Raw genomic sequence first — 17786 nt, forward strand, 5'->3', positions numbered from 1 at the left:
CAGGGTTCTGATCTGAGCCACAGGTGGCGTGAGACCGCCATGTCTCCGCCTGACGCCTGCTTGCACGCGGTAGCGATGCGATCCCGCCACGCGACAGCCGTATCCGTAGGAACGAGGACCGCAGGATCATGTATCTCGAGTCGCCCCCTATGACGAGTGACCTTGACGAGGCTGTTTCCGTCTTTGTGCAGCACCGGGCGCGCCTCTTCGGGATCGCATACCGGGTGCTCGGCAGCGTGGCCGAGGCTGAGGACGTGGTCCAGGAGGTGTGGCTGCGCTGGCAGAAGACCGACCGCTCCGTGGTGCTGAGCCCGGTGGCGTTCCTGTCGAGCGCGACGACCCGCCTGGCCATCAACGTGGCGCAGTCGGCGCGGGTGCGTCGGGAGACCTACATCGGGCCGTGGCTGCCCGAGCCCGTCGACACCAGTTCGGATCCGGAGGTGGGCGCGCAGCGGGCGGAGGCTCTGGAGTTGGCCCTGCTGCTGGTGCTGGAGAAGCTGAGCCCTGCTGAGCGGGCCGTGTACGTCCTGCGCGAGGCCTTTGACTACACCTATCCCGAGATTGCCGAGATCCTGCAGCTCAGCGTCGTCAACGTCCGGAAGATCGTGAGCCGTTCCCGCAAGCGTCTGTCGGGCGAGTCGCGGGTGAGCGTGGACGAGGTGGAGCATCGACGTCTGCTGGAGGCCTTTGTCTCAGCGGCTCGCACGGGGGATGTGGCCTCGTTGGAAGCCGTCCTCGCCCCTGATGCCGTCAGTCTGTCCGACGGCAACGGTCTCCGAGGTGTCGCCCGGGTCCCCGTGCTGGGCCGTGCTCGCGTGGCGAACCTGGCGACCGCCACCCGGCAGTTCTGGCGGGAGGCGGAACTGCGCCTGGTCCAGGCCAACGGTCGTACGGGCGTGATGATCTGCCGTGACGGTTCCCCCGCCACGATCCTGACGATCGCCGCCTCGAAGGAAGGCATCCACAGGGTGATGTGGGTGTTCAACCCGAGCAAGATCGCCGCATTCCTGGACTCTCGCTCCCGCTGCGCAACTGTTCCCGGTCTTGCGTCGGTTGACGGGTGAGACAGGAAGAGGTCGCGTCGGCGTCGCCGGATCCTAGGGTGCGGTCGTCGCGGTGCGGTAGATCTCGGCTGCGGTGATGTCCGCGGGTACGCCGAGTTCGGCGGCGACCGCCGTGATCGCGGCCTCGCCGACCTCGAGGTCGGCGAGACCGTCGGCGGTGAAATACGGGGCGATGAACGTCTCGTAGTGCGCTCGGGCTTCTTCCGCGGTCTGTCCGCCCAGGAATGTCCGGATGTGTCGCACCGTGGTGTCGGGGTCGTCGTGGATCACCCGCAGGGCGCGCCGGTGGGCTCGTACGACGGCCTGGACCGCGGGGTCGTCGGGGGCGATGTGGGTGGGGTCGACGGCCACGCCCACGGTGGGGATCCGGAAGTGGTCGCCGACCCAGGCCAGGAGACGCCAGCCGTGCTCGGCGGCCACCGCCTCCGGTGCCATGGTGCTGCCCACGCAGGCGGCGTCGATGCCGCCGTCGTGCAGCCCGCGCAGGTCCAGGCGGTAGTCGCCGGGTGCGCGGACGACGGTGTGGAGGTCGCGGTCGGGATCGAGACCGGCCCGGCGCAGCACGATCCGGGCGAAGCATCCGGGTGCGGTGTGGCGGGCGTGCACGGCCAGCCGCCGGCCCGCCAGGTCGGGCAGGGAGGTCAGGCCGGGGCGCGCGAGAAACCAGAACAGCGGACGGTGTGTGTTGACACTGAGGGCGACCCAGGGGGTCCCGTCGGTGAGTCGTGACAACAGCGCCCGGCCCAGCCCGATGGTGGCGCAGCGGCGCAGCCGCTCCTCGTCCCAGGCGCAGCCGTCGTGCAGTGTGACGTGGACGCCCTCGTCGGCGTAGTAGTCGTGCTGGTCGGCGATGTAGGCGGCCAGTTCCTCGTGCAGGCCCCGCCCGACGTAGGCGAGATCGATGGTGTGCATGAACGCGAGCTGTTCCATCGGTTGGTGCCGGGCCCGGGAGAGCTGGACGGCGAGCCCGGACATGGCGTCGTCCAGGTCGACTCCGGGAGTTTCCACGAGTCCGTCGGTGTACAGGGCGAGGACGGTGCCGGGCGGCAGCGGGATCTCGGCGGAGGGATAGTCCGCGTCGGGGTCGATGCCGAGCAGCAGCCCGGGCGGCAGGGGAAGGACCTCGGCCTGTCCGTCCGGGTGGCGCAGGATCGGCGGGGGATGCCCGGCGGTGGCCAGGACGGCCCGGCGGTGTGCGAGATCGAGATGCGCGTACAGGCAGCTGGCGAAGCGGCCCTGGTCCAGGTCGACCAGCTGGCGGTTGGCCTGGGAGAAGGGCCTGCGCCGGCGCGGCTCCGGTGGCGGCGTGGGAGCGGATGGCGGGGCGGATCCGGCCCATGAGCGCGGCGGCGGTGACGCTGTGGCCCTGGACGTCACCGATGAACACGGCCGCGGTGGTCCCGTCCACCCGGACCAGGTCGTAGAAGTCGCCGCCGATGTCCATACCGCGGGCGGCGGGCAGGTAACGGGCGGCCGCATCCAGTCCCGGGACGTCGGGCAGCGAGTCGGGGAGCAGGGCCGCTTCGCTTGCAGGGTCTGCGCGAGCTCCTTGCTGCAGTCGTACAGGCGGGCCCGTTCCAGAGCCTGCGCGATCAGTCCCGCGAGCGCGGTGAAGACAACCCGTTCCTGTTCGGGGAAGGGGTGGGGGTGGTCGAAGGCGAACACGCACGAGCCCACCGGACGCCCGGAGGCGATCAGCGGCAGAAAGGCCCAGGCGTGCACATCTTCCTGATGGACGGCGGGCGGGTAGGCGCGGGACAGTTCCTCGAACGTGGCGAAGAAACTGGGCCGGCCGGTGGCGAGGACCCGGACCGGGGGTGCCGGGCAGGTCAGCGGAGCTCCGTCGAAGTACTCCAGGATTCCGGGGTTGTATCCGCGACGGCCGATGACGCGCATTCTGCCGTCCTCGGCCGCGAGCAGGGCCACGGTCCGGGCTCCGAAGGCCGGCAGTATCTCCTCGGTGATCAGGTCGACCACGTCGCGCACGCTCACCGCTTCGGACAGGGCGGCGGCCAGATGGAGTACCTGATAGACCTCGCCCAGGGGGATCGGCTTGCCCAGGAACGTCTCCGTCCTGGCGGGCCCGGCCCGTGAGGACGGGGACGGGCCGGTCGGCGAGATACGGACGCTCACCCCGGATCCATCGGGGTAGAGCTCGAAGGCGAGCCACTGGTCCGGCGGGCGCTCGGCGGTGAAGTAGGCGGGGCGGCGACTGGCCAGGGCGCTGCGGCAGCAGTCCTCGAAGGCGGAGTCGGTGCACCAGGACAGGGACCGCCACGGATGTGTACCGGTCAGATCGGGGATGCTGCCGCCGGGCAGAAGCGCGGCGGTGGCGCTGACGTAGGTGAACCTGCCCTCCAGGTCGAGCGAGCAGCTGCCCTCCGGGAACCGTTCGACGAGGTCCGCCGCGGCCAGCGCCTCGGCCGGCAGGCGTCTGCGGGCCGGCGGCTGGGGCAGGGTCCGCCGTGCCGTGCCGGTGACGATCGGTGCCGCGGCTGCCGCCCAGTGGTACGGAAGCGCGATCGCCGTGCGGGGATAGCGCCGGGCGAACTCCTCGGGGTCGGACAGCCAGACCAGCCGCCGTCGGTGCAGCGCCTCGGCCACCGGAACAGGACTGGACAGCGCCACCCGGGACCAGGGCGACAGAAACTCCGCCGGCAGGCCGGCGGTCACCTCCAGCCGCAGCGCCTGCCCGTCGGGCGCCAGCAGGAAGACCGCGCCCGCGAGCATCCCCGTGTCGCGCACGGCGAACTCCAGCAGCTGGTCCAGCTCCGCCCGGCGAATCGATCCGGAGGCGGGTGAGGACGGACGGGGGCCCGTAGGGCTGTACCGCGCCGTCTTCCCGCATGGCGCACATACCAGCACCGTACGTCCGCACCGGCCGACCTCGCGCGGGAGGACCGGCCGTGTCCCCATCGGTCCGGCATCCCTTGTCACAGATCTGCGCACTGTCCGGTCAATTGCCTGAAAAGGGGCAAGTAGGGATGAAATCTCGGCCAAATTCAGGTCCGGCATGGAGGACGGAGACAGAGCAGGGCTTGCCGCAGACATCCGCCCCGCCGCCATCTGACCGAGGACGACGATTCGATGATCGACAATGACGAACTGGTACCCGGTGGCCGGCCGAACATCCGCGAGCCCTCGGAGTCGGCGATCGCGATGCTCGACGAGCAGGGGACGGTGGTCGGATGGACACGGGCTGCTGAGCGGCTGGTCGGGTACTCCGCCGGCGATGTCGTGGGCCGGTCGGCCTCGGCCGTACTGCCGCACTCCGAAGAAGCGCCGACGACAGCGGAGTTCGTCGACCGGTGCCGTGCCCGGCGCGGCTGGTCGGGCACGACGACGGTACGGCACAGAGACGGTCACGGGCTCGACGTGAGCCTGCGGGTCTCGATGCTGTGGGGGCGCGGCGAAACGGTCCGGTGGCTCGTCTCCGTGACAGGCATCGGCGAAGCCTCCGGGGAGACGACGAACGGACTGGTACGGGAGTCGCTGCTCGCCCGCGTCCCCATGGGCATCGTCGTACGGGACCCGCAACTGCGGTGCACCTGGGTGAACGACACCATGGAGAGCCACGACGGCATCTCCCGCGAGCGACGGCTCGGACGCCGATTCACCGATGTGCGGCCGGGTGCCGAGGCCGAAACACTCGAGTCGGCGATGCGGGAGGTGATGCGGGGCGGGCCCGCCAAGGTCCAGGACCACCGGACGTGGCTGCCGTCGAGCCCGCGTCGGGAGCACGCGTACGCGGCCTCGATCTTCTGCCTCCAGGACGCCGACGGCCAGGTGCTCGGGGTGTGCGTCATCAGCGTCGATCTCACCGAGAGCAGGCGGGCGCGCGATCGCCTGGCCATCCTCAGCGAGGGCAGCACCCGCCTCGGCAGCAGCCTGGACGTGATGCGGACCAGCCAGGAACTGGCCGACCTGGCCGTGCCGTTGCTCGCCGACTACGTCGCCGTCGACCTCGAACAGTCGGTCCCGTTCGGCGAAGGGCCCCCGGTCCACATCGGCGCCACGGGCCAGCGCCTCCCCGTTTTCCGGCGCGCCGGTCTGGCCTCGATCCACCATGGGGTTCCGGAGTCCCCGTGGGCGCACGGTGAGGTGGTCCCCTGGCCGCCCGACTCACCCGTCACCGACGTCCTGTGCACCGGGATGCCCCACCTGGAGCCGATCCTGGACACCGCTCCGGGCACATGGATCGACCAGGACCCGGCGAGGGCGCAGAAGATCCACGAGAACGGCATCCACTCCATGATGCTCATACCCATCCGTGCGCGGCGTGTCCTGCTGGGCATGGTCCTGTTCGTCCGCACCTCGGACCCGGGACCGTTCCAGGAGATCGATGTGCTCCTCGCCGAGGAACTGGTCAGCCGCGCCGCTCTGGCGCTGGACAACGCGCGCCAGTACGCCCGTGAGCACAGCGCTGCCCTCGCCCTCCAGCGGAACCTGCTCCCGCACCGTCTGAAGGGCGGCGCAGCGGTCGAGACGGCGTCCCGTTACCTTCCCGCCGACCTGGATCACGGCGTCGGGGGCGACTGGTTCGACGTGATCCCGCTGTCCGGCGCCCGGGTGGCCCTCGTCGTCGGCGATGTGGTCGGACACGGGATCAACGCCGCCGCGACCATGGGCCGGCTCCGCACCGCCGTACGCACCCTCGCCGACATGGAGCTGGCCCCCGACGAACTGCTGACCCACCTCGACGACACGGTCCAGCGGCTGGCCGAGGACGACGCCGACGCTGCGGAGCGGTACTCCCCGGCTGTGGGCGCCACCTGTCTGTACGCGGTCTACGACTCGGTCACCCGCCGCTGCGCCATGGCGCGGGCCGGGCACCCACCGCCCGCGATCATCGACGCGCAGGGGCGGGTCGCCTTTCCCGACCTGCCCACCGGAACCCCGCTGGGCATGGGACTGGGCGTCCCCTTCGAGGCCGCCGAGCTGGAACTGGCCGAGGGAAGTCTCCTCGGCCTGTACACCGACGGCCTCATCGAGACCCGCGACCACGACATCGACGTGGGTATGCACCGCCTGGGCACCGCCCTGGCAGAGCCGGGCCGCTCCCTGGAAGACGTCTGCAGCCGCGCGATGGAGACCCTCCCGGGGCAGGCACCCTCCGACGACGCCACGCTGCTCCTCGTCCGGACCCGGACGATCAGCCCTGACCAGGTGGCCTCCTGGACGCTGCCCAGCGACCAGACCGCCGCTCGCAGCGCCCGGTGCATGGCTGCCCGTCAGCTGGACGAATGGGGCCTGGGGGATCTCGAGGACGCCACGAAGCTGATCGTCAGTGAACTGGTCACCAACGCCGTCCGCCACGGCAGCGGCCGTATCACCCTGCGCCTGATCCGGCACCAGGTCCTGACCTGCGAAGTGTTCGACGCGAGCGCATGCTCGCCACGTCTGCGCAGCGCACGCACCAGTGACGAGAACGGCCGCGGCCTCTTCCTGGTCGCCCAGGTGTCCCGCAGGTGGGGTTTCCGCTCCGTAGCGGGTGGCAAGGTCGTCTGGGCCGAAGAAGAACTGGCCCCCGCATCGGCACCCGGACAGAGGCTTGGGGTACCACCCGTCATCGAGAAGCTCCCCGCGCTCGCCCCCACATCGCCGCCGACACCCGCGGACCGCGTCGTCGTCGCGGGACGCGGTCCCGTGCCCCGGTGATGCGTCCGCCCGGGTCCGGGCCTCAGGCGATTCGCCGCCCGAGGAATCCCGTCCCCGTTCCCGGCCGATCACAGGGGGACCGGCGTTGAGGGCCCATGTGGCCTGCGGCATGCTTGCCCCATGCGCAGCACAGCCCCCTCGGGCGCCCTGGACCCCGGGCGCGGTGACCAGGGTGGGACCGGGTTGCGCCTCAGAGGACGGGACCGTGAGATCGCGGCTGTCCGCGAGGCCCTGGCGACGGTGCGTGGCGGACGGGGCGCCTGTGTCGTCGTGGAAGGCGTACCCGGCGTCGGCAAGAGCCGGTTGCTCGCGGAGCTGGACGATCGGGCGCGGCGGTGCGGGTTCGAGGTGGTCTCGGTACGGGCCGACGAGTTCGACCAGTACGCGGCAGGAGCCGCCCTGCAGTCCGCCTTGCAGGCCTTTGGCGGTTCCGCCCGAGCCGCCGCGACCGCGGACGACCAGCGGCTCTGGCTGCTGGACAGCATCGCGGACGCCCTGGAGGACCGGGCTCAGGGCGCCCCGGTGCTCGTGCTCGTGGACGACGCGCAGTGGGCGGACCCGGCCACGCTCTTCGCACTGCGCACCCTGCCGGGACGACTGGCCGCATCGCCGATCCTGTGGGTGCTGGCGGTACGGTCGGAGACCGAGCGGCCGACCGTGGCCAGGGTGCGGGAGGACCTCGAACGCCTCGGAGCCCGCTGGCTGACCCTCGGTCCGCTGCCACAGCAGGAACTGGAGCACATCGCGGCCGACGTGCTCGGGGAGAACCCGTCGCCCGCTCTGGCCAGGATGCTGCGGGGCGTCGCGGGCAATCCGTTCCTGGCGATCGAGCTGGTGCGCTCCGTGGCCGCCGCGGACGCCGGGAAAGCGGAGGGGGGCGTGGCCGGCCGCCTGTACCACGACATCCCGGTCGGCTTCAGGTTGAGCGTCGCCGCACGGCTGGAGCAGCTCCCGGAGGACGCCGTACGCCTGCTCCAGATCGGCTCCGTCCTCGGCCGCGAGTTCGACTTCGGCACGGCCGCCCGCATGCTCGGCAGACAGGTCGGCAGCCTGCTGTCAGGCGTGGAGGCCGCCCTCAACGCCGGTCTGCTCTCGGCGGACGGCCCGCGACTCGCCTTCCGTCACGACCTCATGCGGCAGGCCGTCCACGAGAACCTGCCGCAGGCCGTACGGACCGCTCTGCACCGGGAGGCCGCCGAGAGCCTGCGCGCCACCGGGGCACGATCGGCGGAGGTGGCCTGGCATGTCGTCATGGCGGGCGGCCCGGTCGACGACGACGCCGTGACCACGCTGCACACCGCCGTACGGGATCTGTCGGCGACGGCACCCGACGCTGCCGCGGACTTCGCCCAGCGGGCCGCCGGCCTGCTGTCCCCGCGCGACCGGCGTCGTGTCGGCCTGCTGACCGACGCCGCCGAGTACCTCGGCCGGACCCGCCGGGTGCACGAGGCGCTCGATCTGGTCGACGCCGCTCTGTCGGACGGCCTCGAGCCGCTGCAGGAGGCGAACCTGCGCCTGGTGGCCGCCGAGATCCATCAGGCCGCGGGCGACGACTGCGCCGCGATGAGACACGTCCAGAAGGCCCTCGACCTGCCCGGGCTGCCGTCCGAACTGCGGGTCCGGCTGCTGAAGACCGAGGCGATGGGCCACGTGCACCTCGGGAACATCACCGCTGCCGAGCAGACGGACCCCGGGCTGGTCGAGGCCGCCTACCGGAGCCACGATCCGGCCGTCGTCGTCAGTGTCATGGTGTTCCAGTCGCAGACGTTCTTCTACCGTGGGCGCCTGGCCCGGGCCCTGGAGCTTGCCGAGGAAGCCACCGAACGTGCCCGCACCGAGCCCACCGTGCCCTATCTGCGGCCCCCGAGGATTCCGGCGCTGTGGCTGGCCACGCTGCTGACCACCACCGACCGGCTCGCGGACACCGAGCGGATCCTGCGGCAGGGTCAGCAGGAAGCGGAGGCGCTGGGCCTGGGCTGGTCACTTCCTCATTGGCATGCCCGCCGTGCCTGCGCACTGCTCGAACAGGGTGCTCTGGACGACGCGGCCGTGGAGGCCGAGGCCGGCCTGGCGGTGGCGGACGAACTCGAGATCACCCAGCCGAATCCGCTGGCCCGCTCCGTGCTGGCACTGGTGGAGATCAGGCGCGGTGGCCTCGCCAGGGCGAGGGACCACCTCCGCGCCGCCGAAGCCGGCTCCGGCACGAACGCGCAGCGGTACGGCCTGTGGGTGTCGCTCGCGCGCGCCGGCCTGGCGGACGCGGAGAACCAGGACACGGCAGCGGCAGCGCTCATGGGTGGTTTCGACGACCGTGAGCCGACGCGGCTGCTCGCCCTGTCGCCGTCCCACTGGCCCGGAATCGTGCGTATCGCGCTGCGCGGCGCGGAGCCGTCGATCGCGCAGGCCGTGTCCGGCGCACTGCGCACACTGACCGCCCGGGACGACAGCCAGGAGATCATCGGGGCCGTCCGCGCCCACGTGGACGGCCTTCTCCACAGCGACCCCCGTGCGCTCATGTCCGCCATCACCGGTTACCGGAGCACCGGCAGGCGACTGGTGCTGGCCGCGGCGTACGAGGACCTCGGCGAACTCCTGGCCACATCGGCCGATACGGCGCCCGCGATCCCGAACCTCGAAGAAGCGGGCCGGCTGGCGCTGGCCTCGGGAGCCCTGCGCGACCACGAACGGATCGGACGGCGTCTGCGGCAACTCGGCGTTCCCGCGGGCGCCCCGAGCCATGACACGATCGGCCCTCCGGGGTGGAGCAGCCTGACCGAATCCGAGCGGAAACTGATCCCGCTCGTCGTGGACGGTCTCACCAACCGGGCCATCGCCGACCGGCTCTATGTGTCCGTGCACACCGTCAACACCCACATGCGGCACATCTTCACCAAGCTCGGCATCAACACCCGTGTCGAACTGACCCGGTTGGCCGTCGAGCGGGGCGAGCGGGGCGACATCGCCGACGGGACCGGGTGAGCGGTGCCCCTGCCCCGGACAGGGACGCGTTCACTCAGCCTCCGGGGTCACCGGTTCGACCCCGGGCTCCGGGTTCATCGCGCTCCTGCTCTGCCGGAGGATCTCCTGGACATGCAATTCGACCTGCTTCGGGTCCAGGCCGAGCGCCTTGCCCATGTGCACGGCCCAGACCTCTGCGCGAACGTTGGTCTCGAAAACCAGATCGGCCCGGATGTTCTCCCTCGCGGCCTGCCGGTTCTGGCTCACCATCACGAACGTGGACAGGAAGATGGCCTCCAGGCTCACGATCATGGTGAGAAGCCCGAACGGGTAAGGGTCGAAGACCTCTGCCGGGCCGAACAGGCTCAGGTTGAGGGCGATCCACACCGCGAACCAGACTGTGTGGACGTAGACGAACCCCATCGTGCCCGCGAACGCGGTGATCGCGTCCGCGAACCGGTCCTGCGACGTGCGCATCCTGGCGAACACCAACCGCTCGTGGCGCAGGCGGGGGCCGCGGCGGTGGCCGCCGTCGGGAGCGGAGCTCCGCCGGAAACCGGGGGCATCAGGGTCTGCGGTCATTCCCGGCTCACACGAAGGCGCTCTGCCCGGTGATGGACTTGCCGACGATGAGGGTCTGCATCTGGCGGGTGCCCTCGTAGGAGTAGAGGGCCTCGGCGTCGGCGAAGAAGCGTGCGATGTCGTAGTCGAGGACGATGCCGTTGCCGCCGAAGATCTCGCGGCCGGCCGCGACGACCTCCCGCATCCGGGACGTGGTGAACCCCTTGGCCAGTGCCGAGTGGTCGTCGCGGAAGACGCCCTGGTCCTGCAGCCGGGCGAGCTGCACCAGCATGCCCCACGAGGCTGTGATGTCGCCCAGGCTCTTCACCAGCAGGTCCTGCACCATCTGGAACCCGGCGATCGGACGGCCGAACTGCCGGCGCTCCTTGGCGTAGGCGAGCGCGAGCTCATAGGCGCCGATCATGACACCCAGAGCCTGCCAGGCGACTCCGCTGCGTGTGAAGCGCAGGATCTCCGCGACGTCTCTGAAGGAGTTGATGTTCTGGAGGCGGTTGGCCTCCGGCACATGTACGTCGGTGAGGGTGATCTCGGCGTTCTGTACGATCCGCAGCGCGATCTTGCCCTCGATCTTCACCGGCACGAAGCCGGGGGTGCCCTTCTCCACGACGAAGCCCTTGACCTGGTTGTCGTGCACGTCCCGTGCCCACACCACGACGTGGTCGGCGAAGGTGGCGTTGCCGATCCACCTCTTCGCGCCGTTGAGGACCCAGGTGTCGCCCTTGAGTTCGGCGGTGGTGCGCATGCCACCGGAGACGTCGGAGCCGCCCAGCGGCTCGGTCATGGCGAAGGCGCCGATCTTCTCCATCGAGGCCATGGCGGGCAGCCATCGATCCCGCTGTTCCTGGTCGCCGCCGGTGTGGATGGAATAGAAGCTGAGCCCGTTGTGGACGCCGAAGAAGGTGGCGACCGAGGCGTCGACGCGGCTCATCTCCATCGCGAGCATGCCGCCGAGCAGGTGGCTCACGGCGGGCAGGTGCTCACCGTAACCCTCGTAGGACAGGGCGTTCAGCCCGCTCCCGCGGAACTTCTCTATCAGCTCCACGGGGAACTCGCCCTTGTCCCAGTACCCGTTGACCAGCGGCTTGACTTCGTCGTGCAGGAAGGCGCGGGCCTTGAGCAGTATCTTGCGTTCGTCGTCCGGGAGCAGCGTCTCGTAGCGGTAGAAGTCGGCGCCCAGCAGCTCGTCCGGCGGTGCCGGGGGAGTGGTGGTCAAGTCAGTTCTCCTTTCGGTGGCGGACATGGCGGAGATCCAGGACTCCAGACCACCAATTGACCGACCGGCGAACCCGTTTGTGACGGCCTGGAGGTCAATGGGCCATCAGGAGCATGACCACCGTGCCCAGGGCCGTCACTCCGTCCCAGAAGCGGTTGCAGGCGCCCTTGAGACAGGTGGAGGTGCCGGACGCTTCCGCGGTTTTGCGCAGTGCGGGCATGTCACGGGTCAGCGAGCGAAGCGCACAGGTGAGGAGGTACAGCGCCAACACTCCTGTGACGACGCTGCCGGCCCTCGACTGCCCCAAGGAGTGGCCGAGATGCAGGGCCGGGTCCGCTGTCGGAACGCCCTCGGCCATGGTCTGGTGCGAATGGCCCGCCGCGCGGTACGACATCCAGGTCATCGCCGCCATGCCGACCGCGTACGGGAGTCTCCGCGCGGTCGCCGACAACTGCCGCTCCCGGCCGCTCCTGACGGCGGTCAGCGGGAACCACAGCGCGGCGCAGGCGAAGAAGACCGACTGCGGCAGCCCCGGCAGGGCGCTGCCCCAGCTCCACGGCATCACCGCCATGGCCAGGGCCATGGCGGCGTGCAGCAGATGGTCGATGCGGCTGCGGCAACCAGGAGCACGTGTCAGAACGGCCTGCCGGAGCGCGCGGACGGCGGCGGCCGCGAACAGGGCGGTCAGCATGCAGGGGACGACTTCTGTGGCACTCATGCCGAATCGCGCCCTCCCGCGGAGCGTTCAGGATCCGCCTCGGAACTGCATTGTGTGAGGGGGGTGTTGGTCAACGCGTGGGTCGCGGGGCGCGCAGCTGGGCCCGTTCGGCCAGTTCCTTCTCGTCGACCAGTTCGAGCATGGGCGCGCCCGGCGCGCACATCATGGTCACGACGAACCGGGTCCGGGCATCCGCCAGCGCGTTGCCGTCCTGGTAATGGATCACATCACCCCCCGGCTCCCAGAACGTCCCGCCGGCTTCGATCACGCGCTCGGGCTCGCCCTCTAGCTCGAAGCGGACCGCTCCCTCCAGGACGTACCCGAAGGCCGGTCCCGAGTGGCGGTGCGGCGGCGTCCCCGGATCTCCGGGCCCCCACTCGATATGAAGGGTCATCGCCGACGCACCCTCGGGAACGGTGAACGGTGCGGCGTCCTGAAGCACCGTCGCCGCCGTCTTCCACGCTTCCGACAGGGACTGCTCACCGTGACCGTGCACTGCATCCTTGTCCGGCATTGTGTTGCACCTCCGTAGATCCACCATGCCTTGAGCCAGACATACCTCGCGAAAGGTCCGTCCCGGGGCAGACATACCGTTGGCCGACCGCGTGTTCCCACGTCCTGGTCCCACGCACGTTCATTGGTGATGACCGAGTACACGGGGAATCCGTGACACACCTACGGACTCGGCCGGAGGGCGACGCCCAGCAGTTCCTCGAGCCGTGTCGTGGAGCGCTCTGGGCTGCGGTGCAGGACAGTGGCCATTCCCAGTGCCTCGGCGGGCGGCAGGTTCGCCGCGTTGTCGTCGACGAAGACGCACTCCCCGCCGGGCACTTCGAGCATCTTGAGGATGAGCTCGTACACCGCCGGCTCCGGTTTGCGCAGTCCGTGCCACTCGGAGATGAGCACCGCGTCGAAGGCCGCGTCGAGGTCGAAACCCCGATACATGTTCCACGGCGCCAGGCCCATGCTGTTGGACAGCAGACCGGTTCTCAGTCCGCAGGCGCGGGCCCGAGCCACCACCGACACCATGGCTTCGTCGAGGCGGGAATCCGCGAAGACCCGGCCCAGCAGGCCGGTGCCGTCGATGCCCAGCATCCGGCCCAGGCGGCGGTTCCAGTCGAGCTGAGTGGCCCTGCCGCGTTCGAGGTCGTGAGTGAGCTCGACCATCGCCGGATCCCGATACCAGGTCCGCTCCACCGCTCCTTCGGGAAGGCCTTCACGGATTTCGAAGCCACGCACCGCGTCATCGAGCGATGTGGTGAGCACACCGCCGAAGTCGACTATGAGACATGTTCTCGGCACAGTCGTTCGAACCTCTCGCTCTCTGCCGACCTCCGTTGCCGCGCTGTTCATCGCGGGTGTCTGCCGGCGATCTCCCGGTACTCCTGCGCCGTCGGCTTGGGGATCTGCGCGCCTTCGCCGTAGAGGGCGCGGCTGAACGTGACCCGCAAGCGCCGGGCGAAGCCGGTGCCGGCGCCACGGCCTCCCGCGTTGCCGTTCGAGCCGGGCGCGATCGGCGGGTATTGCTCATGCTGGGTGAGAAGGTGGAGATCCTCCTGGCGGAGAGGCTCGTGCAACTCGACGAACTCGCCGTGCGGCAAGCGCTTGATGACACCGGTCTCACGGCCGTGCAGCACCATGTCGCGGTCTCTGCGTTGCAGGCCGAGGGCACACCGCTTCGCCACGGCATAGGCCGCGAGGGGTGCGGCGAAGAGCCCGACGCGGACCGCCCACGTCACCGATTCGACCGAGACATGGAACCGGGTGGCGATGATGTCGTTCGCTGCGCCGATGAGCGACACCAGATAGAAGCTGATCCAGGCGACACCGAGCGCCGTTCGCACCGGGCGGTTGCGCGGCCTGTCGAGAAGGTGCTGTTCGCGATCGTCCCCGGTCACCCAGGACTCGATGAACGGATATACGCCCATGGCCAGGAAGAGGCCGACGCCCACCGCAAGTGGTATCAGGTTGTCCAGCGCCAGGGTGTGGCCCCAGAAGTCGATCTCCCAGCCGGGCATGACGCGCAGGAGTCCGTCCGCCACGCCCATGTACCAGTCGGGCTGCGATCCGGCCGACACCTGGTCGGCACGGTAAGGGCCGTACAGCCAGATGGGATTGATCTGCGCGAGTGCGGCGACGGTGAAGATGGCGCCGGCGACCAGCAGGAAGAAGCCCGCGGACTTCACCGCCCGCACCTTGACCGGCAGGCCCACGACATTCTTGTTGGTCCGCCCCGGGCCCGGATACTGCGTGTGCTTGTGATGGAGCAGCAGGATCAGATGGGCCACGAGCAGTCCCACCATGATGGCGGGGATGATCAGAACATGGATCGTGTTGAAGCGTGCGACCAGTTCAGCGCCCGGGAACTCACCTCCGAAGAGAAACATCGAGAGGTAGGTTCCGACGATCGGTAGGGAAAGGATCGTTCCGTTCACGACGGCGAGCCCGGTTCCGGAGAGCAGGTCGTCCGGAAGGTCGTATCCGGTCAGCCCTCCGAACATTCCGAGGACCAGCAGGAGGAACCCGAACAGCCACTGGAATTCACGGGGTTTACGGAAGGCGCCGGTGAAGAAGACGCGCAGCATATGGACGAGCATGGCGCCGATGAACACCAGGGCCGCCCAGTGATGGGCCTGCCGGATCAGCAGGCCGCCCCGGACGTCGAAGGAGAGGTGCATGGTCGAGTCGAACGCCTCCGACACCGTCTGCCCCCGCAACGGCATGTAACTGCCGTTGTACTGCACCTCTTTCATCGACGGATGGAAGTACAGGGTCAGATAGACCCCCGTCACGACGATCACGACGAAACTGTAGAGACAGATCTCTCCCAGCAGGAAGGACCAGTGGTCCGGGAAAGCCCTGCGTGCCTTGTTCCGGATCAGGCTGTACGGGCCCAGACGGCCATCTGCCCAGCGGGCGATTCTCTCCCCATCGCCTCCTTCGCCCGCTCCCTTTGTCCGGCTCTGATCATCCATGCCCCTGCAACCATTCCTCATCCGGCCCGAAAGGGGCGCTCTTGGCCTTACGGAATCCATGCCTCTGGGCTTCGCGCAGGCGCATGACTGCTTCCACTCCTATGACCGGACATGAGGCATGGATGTGACATGCGTGGCGGCGAGGTGGTGCTCGCCGCTGTCGCAGTGCCGCGCTCAGACCACGATCTTGCGCGGGTTGAAGTTGCCGCCCGGGTCGGCGGCGTCGAAGAGGCCCGACATGATCGCGACACCCTGCGTCGAGATGTCCTCCTCCAGCCAGGGCGCGTGCTCCAGGCCCACTCCGTGGTGGTGCGAGATCGTTCCGCCGGCGTCGACGAACGCCTGCTGGATCGCCCGCTTGACGGTGTCGTACTCGCCGAGCGGGTCGCCGCCGAACACGAAGGCGAAAGTGAAGTAGAGGCATGCCCCGGAGTGGTACGAGTGGGACATGTGTGACATCGTCCAGCCCTTGTGGCCGATCTTCTCGTAGGCACGGTCGGCCGCCTCGTAGACCGCCGCGTGGATGCCGCGGAGCTTCGACCACGAACCGGCGGTCTCGCTCACGTCGCCGGCGGCACCGTGGTCGAGCAGGAAGTCGCGGATGTACGGCGTGTCGAACTTCTTCTGGTCGTAGAGCGCACCGGGTCCCTTGCCGACGCCGATGCCGTGATGCCTGCGCACGATCCGGTCGACGAGCGACTTCTGCCGTTTCGCGTGCGCCCCGTCGCCCTCGAAGCCGATGAAGGAGAGGCACATCTCGTCGAGGTCCCAGCCACGCCTCTTGAGATACGCCATGAGGCCGGCCTGTGCCTTCTTCCGAATCCCCGTCGACTCCTTGCTCGTCGCCAGGGAGAAGGCCGTCTCGTGCGCGTCCGAGATACGGGTGACCGAGGGCGAGACGTCGCTCTCGGCGATCTCCTGCATCGCGGCGAGCCCGTGGTCGAGGTTCTTGAAGAAGTAGGCCTGGATGGCCCGCTTCTCGGGGAGCCGGTGCACCTGCACCGTGACCTCGGTGATGACGCCGAGCCGCCCCTCCGAGCCCACCACCATCTCCCGCACGCTCGGCCCGGTCGACGCGCTCGGCACGGCACGGATCGCGAGGACCCCGCCGGCCCGCACGACACGCAGCCCCTTGACGATGTCCGCGATGTCGCCGTACTTGTCCGACTGCATGCCGGACGAGCGAGTGGCGACCCACCCGCCGAGCGTCGAGTGCGTGAACGAGTCGGGGAAGTGCCCCATCGTCCAGCCGTCCCGGTTGAGTTGAGCCTCGAGATCGGGGCCCAGGGCACCGGCCTGGATGCGTGCCAGGCCGGAGTCGGCGTCGATCTCCAGCACCCGGTCGAGGCGGCCGAGGTCGAGTGAGACGACCACCCGCGACTCGTCCCGGTGAGGCTCCAGGCTGCCCGCGATATTGCTGCCGCCCCCGAAGGGGATGATCACGGCGTCCGCGGCGACGGCCGCTTCGACGACGCTCCGCACCTCCGTCTCGTCGGCCGGGTAGACGACCACATCGGGAGTGCGCGCGATCTCGCCGGCTCGGATGCGGACCAGGTCACGCAGGCTCTTGCCGTAGGTGTGGACGACCCGGGACAGGTCGTCGACGACGGTGTTCCCGGCTCCGACGACGCCGCTCAGAACCGCGACGAACTCCTTCGGTGCCACCGAGGCCGGCACCATCAGCTGCGAGAAGTAGGGCCGTTCGGTGCGCTCGCCCGCCCGGAGATCGAGACCGATGGCCTGCTGTACGAACGGCGCGAAACCGGGCTTGTCCTCGTGTCGGAAGGCGACACCTTCCACGCCCCAGCCCCACCACTTCATGTGTTTCACCTCACCGGTGCGCATCGCGTCGGTGCGGTCGGCGGGTTCGGTCACGAACGGTCTCCTTCAAGTACACGATGTGAGGTGGCATGCGTGCCGAGGATGCGGTCGGAGTGCTCCTCGGACAGGGCGGCGATCGTCGAGCGGATGCGTTCGGTGAACTCGCTTCTCAACTCTCCGGGAAGCGCGGTGAGCGGTTCGCCGAACACGACCCCGACCGGCAGGCGGCCCGGTTTGGGCCAGTTCGATCCGCGAGGATGCGCCTCATGTGCGCCGATGACCGCGACGGGGAGCACCGGCACCTCGGCCGCCGAGGCCAGCGCCGCCGCCCCCGGCTTGAACGCCCCGAGCGATCCGTCGCGCGAACGGGTCCCCTCGGGAAAGATCAGGAGAGGCACTCCCCGGTTCAGCAAGGCCTTGGCGCTCACGCCGCGCGCGCTCCCTCCGGTGCGGTCGACCGGGAAGGCGTTGAAGAAGAGAGCCGTGAGGCCGCGCCGCCGCCACACGTCGAAGAAGTAGTCGGCGGCGGCTCCCACCGCGAGGTGGCGCGCCAGCCGGCGCGGCAGCGCGCCCATGATGAGTGGTGTGTCGAGGTGCGAGGTGTGATTGGCGACGACGACATAGGCGTCCTCGACGTTCGCCAAGCGCTCGCGCCCCAGTACTGTCACGCTGGTCACGCTCCAGACGAGCGGCTTCAGCAGCCCCCGCTGGGCGACGAAACGCGCCGCAGCGTGAGAGCGTGAGGTGAAACGGTCGCGTATCGCCGCAGGCATCCGCTTCCTTTCCGTGCGGGCTCG

Annotated in this window: 12 protein-coding genes and 2 pseudogenes; 3 read left to right on the forward strand and 11 right to left on the reverse strand. The window is 69.5% G+C overall.

From position 1 onward, the window contains the following. The first annotated feature begins 149 nt into the window (after window positions 1–149). On the forward strand, window positions 150–1064 hold the full coding sequence (locus EDD90_RS46635; RefSeq protein ID WP_123979081.1) for an RNA polymerase sigma-70 factor: 915 nt from the start codon (window positions 150–152) through the stop codon (window positions 1062–1064). A gap of 33 nt (window positions 1065–1097) precedes the next feature. On the opposite strand, the gene EDD90_RS46640 is transcribed toward EDD90_RS46635, so the two are convergent. The 3 genes and pseudogenes from EDD90_RS46640 to EDD90_RS57960 form a co-directional block, all read right to left on the reverse strand. Continuing rightward, window positions 1098–2441, reverse strand: a complete 1344-nt coding sequence (locus tag EDD90_RS46640) for a SpoIIE family protein phosphatase (protein ID WP_260328804.1) — start codon at window positions 2439–2441, stop codon at window positions 1098–1100. Next, window positions 2398–2508, reverse strand: a pseudogene (locus EDD90_RS57955) (hypothetical protein); the annotation flags it as partial. The pseudogene EDD90_RS57955 and the gene EDD90_RS46640, both read right to left, overlap by 44 nt. A gap of 143 nt (window positions 2509–2651) precedes the next feature. Beyond that, window positions 2652–4130, reverse strand: a pseudogene (locus tag EDD90_RS57960) (GAF domain-containing protein); the annotation flags it as partial. Between the two features lie 21 nt (window positions 4131–4151). On the opposite strand from EDD90_RS57960, the gene EDD90_RS46650 reads away from it, so the two are divergent. Together EDD90_RS46650 and EDD90_RS46655 are read left to right on the forward strand one after the other, a co-directional pair. Next, window positions 4152–6722, forward strand: coding sequence for a SpoIIE family protein phosphatase (locus tag EDD90_RS46650; protein ID WP_123979082.1), 2571 nt, complete (start codon window positions 4152–4154; stop codon window positions 6720–6722). Between the two features lie 120 nt (window positions 6723–6842). Then, window positions 6843–9701 carry an AAA family ATPase gene (locus tag EDD90_RS46655; protein ID WP_123979083.1) on the forward strand — a complete coding sequence of 953 codons (2859 nt, stop codon included), beginning with the start codon at window positions 6843–6845 and terminating at the stop codon, window positions 9699–9701. A gap of 30 nt (window positions 9702–9731) precedes the next feature. On the opposite strand, the gene EDD90_RS46660 is transcribed toward EDD90_RS46655, so the two are convergent. The 8 genes from EDD90_RS46660 to EDD90_RS46695 all read right to left on the reverse strand — a co-directional run bounded on the left by EDD90_RS46660 (window position 9732) and on the right by EDD90_RS46695 (window position 17762). Further along, the gene (locus EDD90_RS46660) at window positions 9732–10262 is read right to left on the reverse strand and encodes a DUF1003 domain-containing protein (RefSeq protein ID WP_123979084.1); all 531 of its coding nucleotides are present in this window, start codon (window positions 10260–10262) and stop codon (window positions 9732–9734) included. A 7-nt stretch (window positions 10263–10269) separates the two neighbouring features. Then, entirely contained in the window at window positions 10270–11475 is a 1206-nt protein-coding gene (locus tag EDD90_RS46665) for an acyl-CoA dehydrogenase family protein (protein ID WP_260328526.1), read from the reverse strand. Between the two features lie 94 nt (window positions 11476–11569). Continuing rightward, entirely contained in the window at window positions 11570–12193 is a 624-nt protein-coding gene (locus EDD90_RS46670) for a DUF5134 domain-containing protein (protein WP_123979086.1), read from the reverse strand. 70 nt (window positions 12194–12263) lie between these two features. Beyond that, window positions 12264–12707: a cupin domain-containing protein gene (locus EDD90_RS46675; protein WP_123979087.1), complete on the reverse strand. Its 444-nt coding sequence runs from the start codon at window positions 12705–12707 to the stop codon at window positions 12264–12266. 161 nt (window positions 12708–12868) lie between these two features. After that, entirely contained in the window at window positions 12869–13546 is a 678-nt protein-coding gene (locus EDD90_RS46680; protein ID WP_123979088.1) for an HAD family phosphatase, read from the reverse strand. Beyond that, window positions 13543–15168 carry a cytochrome b N-terminal domain-containing protein gene (locus EDD90_RS46685; RefSeq protein WP_123979089.1) on the reverse strand — a complete coding sequence of 542 codons (1626 nt, stop codon included), beginning with the start codon at window positions 15166–15168 and terminating at the stop codon, window positions 13543–13545. Before EDD90_RS46685 ends, EDD90_RS46680 begins: the two co-directional genes overlap by 4 nt. Before the next feature lie 174 nt (window positions 15169–15342). Then, complete coding sequence (locus EDD90_RS46690; RefSeq protein WP_221305156.1) at window positions 15343–17043, reverse strand: FAD-binding oxidoreductase; 1701 nt, start codon at window positions 17041–17043, stop codon at window positions 15343–15345. Continuing rightward, on the reverse strand, window positions 17040–17762 hold the full coding sequence (locus EDD90_RS46695; RefSeq protein ID WP_123979090.1) for a 1-acyl-sn-glycerol-3-phosphate acyltransferase: 723 nt from the start codon (window positions 17760–17762) through the stop codon (window positions 17040–17042). The genes EDD90_RS46690 and EDD90_RS46695 overlap by 4 nt, the downstream gene beginning before the upstream one ends. Window positions 17763–17786: the final 24 nt, after the last annotated feature.

The organism is Streptomyces sp. Ag109_O5-1 (assembly GCF_003814875.1).
GTDB classification, from domain to species: domain Bacteria; phylum Actinomycetota; class Actinomycetes; order Streptomycetales; family Streptomycetaceae; genus Streptomyces; species Streptomyces sasae.

Coding starts and splice junctions, on each gene's coding strand:
- EDD90_RS46635 (WP_123979081.1), top strand. CDS start 150: ATGACGAGTGACCTTGACGAGGCTGTTTCCGTCTTTGTGCAGCACCGG.
- EDD90_RS46650 (WP_123979082.1), top strand. CDS start 4,152: ATGATCGACAATGACGAACTGGTACCCGGTGGCCGGCCGAACATCCGC.
- EDD90_RS46655 (WP_123979083.1), top strand. CDS start 6,843: ATGCGCAGCACAGCCCCCTCGGGCGCCCTGGACCCCGGGCGCGGTGAC.
- EDD90_RS46660 (WP_123979084.1), bottom strand. CDS start 10,262: ATGACCGCAGACCCTGATGCCCCCGGTTTCCGGCGGAGCTCCGCTCCC.
- EDD90_RS46670 (WP_123979086.1), bottom strand. CDS start 12,193: ATGAGTGCCACAGAAGTCGTCCCCTGCATGCTGACCGCCCTGTTCGCG.
- EDD90_RS46675 (WP_123979087.1), bottom strand. CDS start 12,707: ATGCCGGACAAGGATGCAGTGCACGGTCACGGTGAGCAGTCCCTGTCG.
- EDD90_RS46680 (WP_123979088.1), bottom strand. CDS start 13,546: ATGAACAGCGCGGCAACGGAGGTCGGCAGAGAGCGAGAGGTTCGAACG.
- EDD90_RS46685 (WP_123979089.1), bottom strand. CDS start 15,168: ATGGATGATCAGAGCCGGACAAAGGGAGCGGGCGAAGGAGGCGATGGG.
- EDD90_RS46695 (WP_123979090.1), bottom strand. CDS start 17,762: ATGCCTGCGGCGATACGCGACCGTTTCACCTCACGCTCTCACGCTGCG.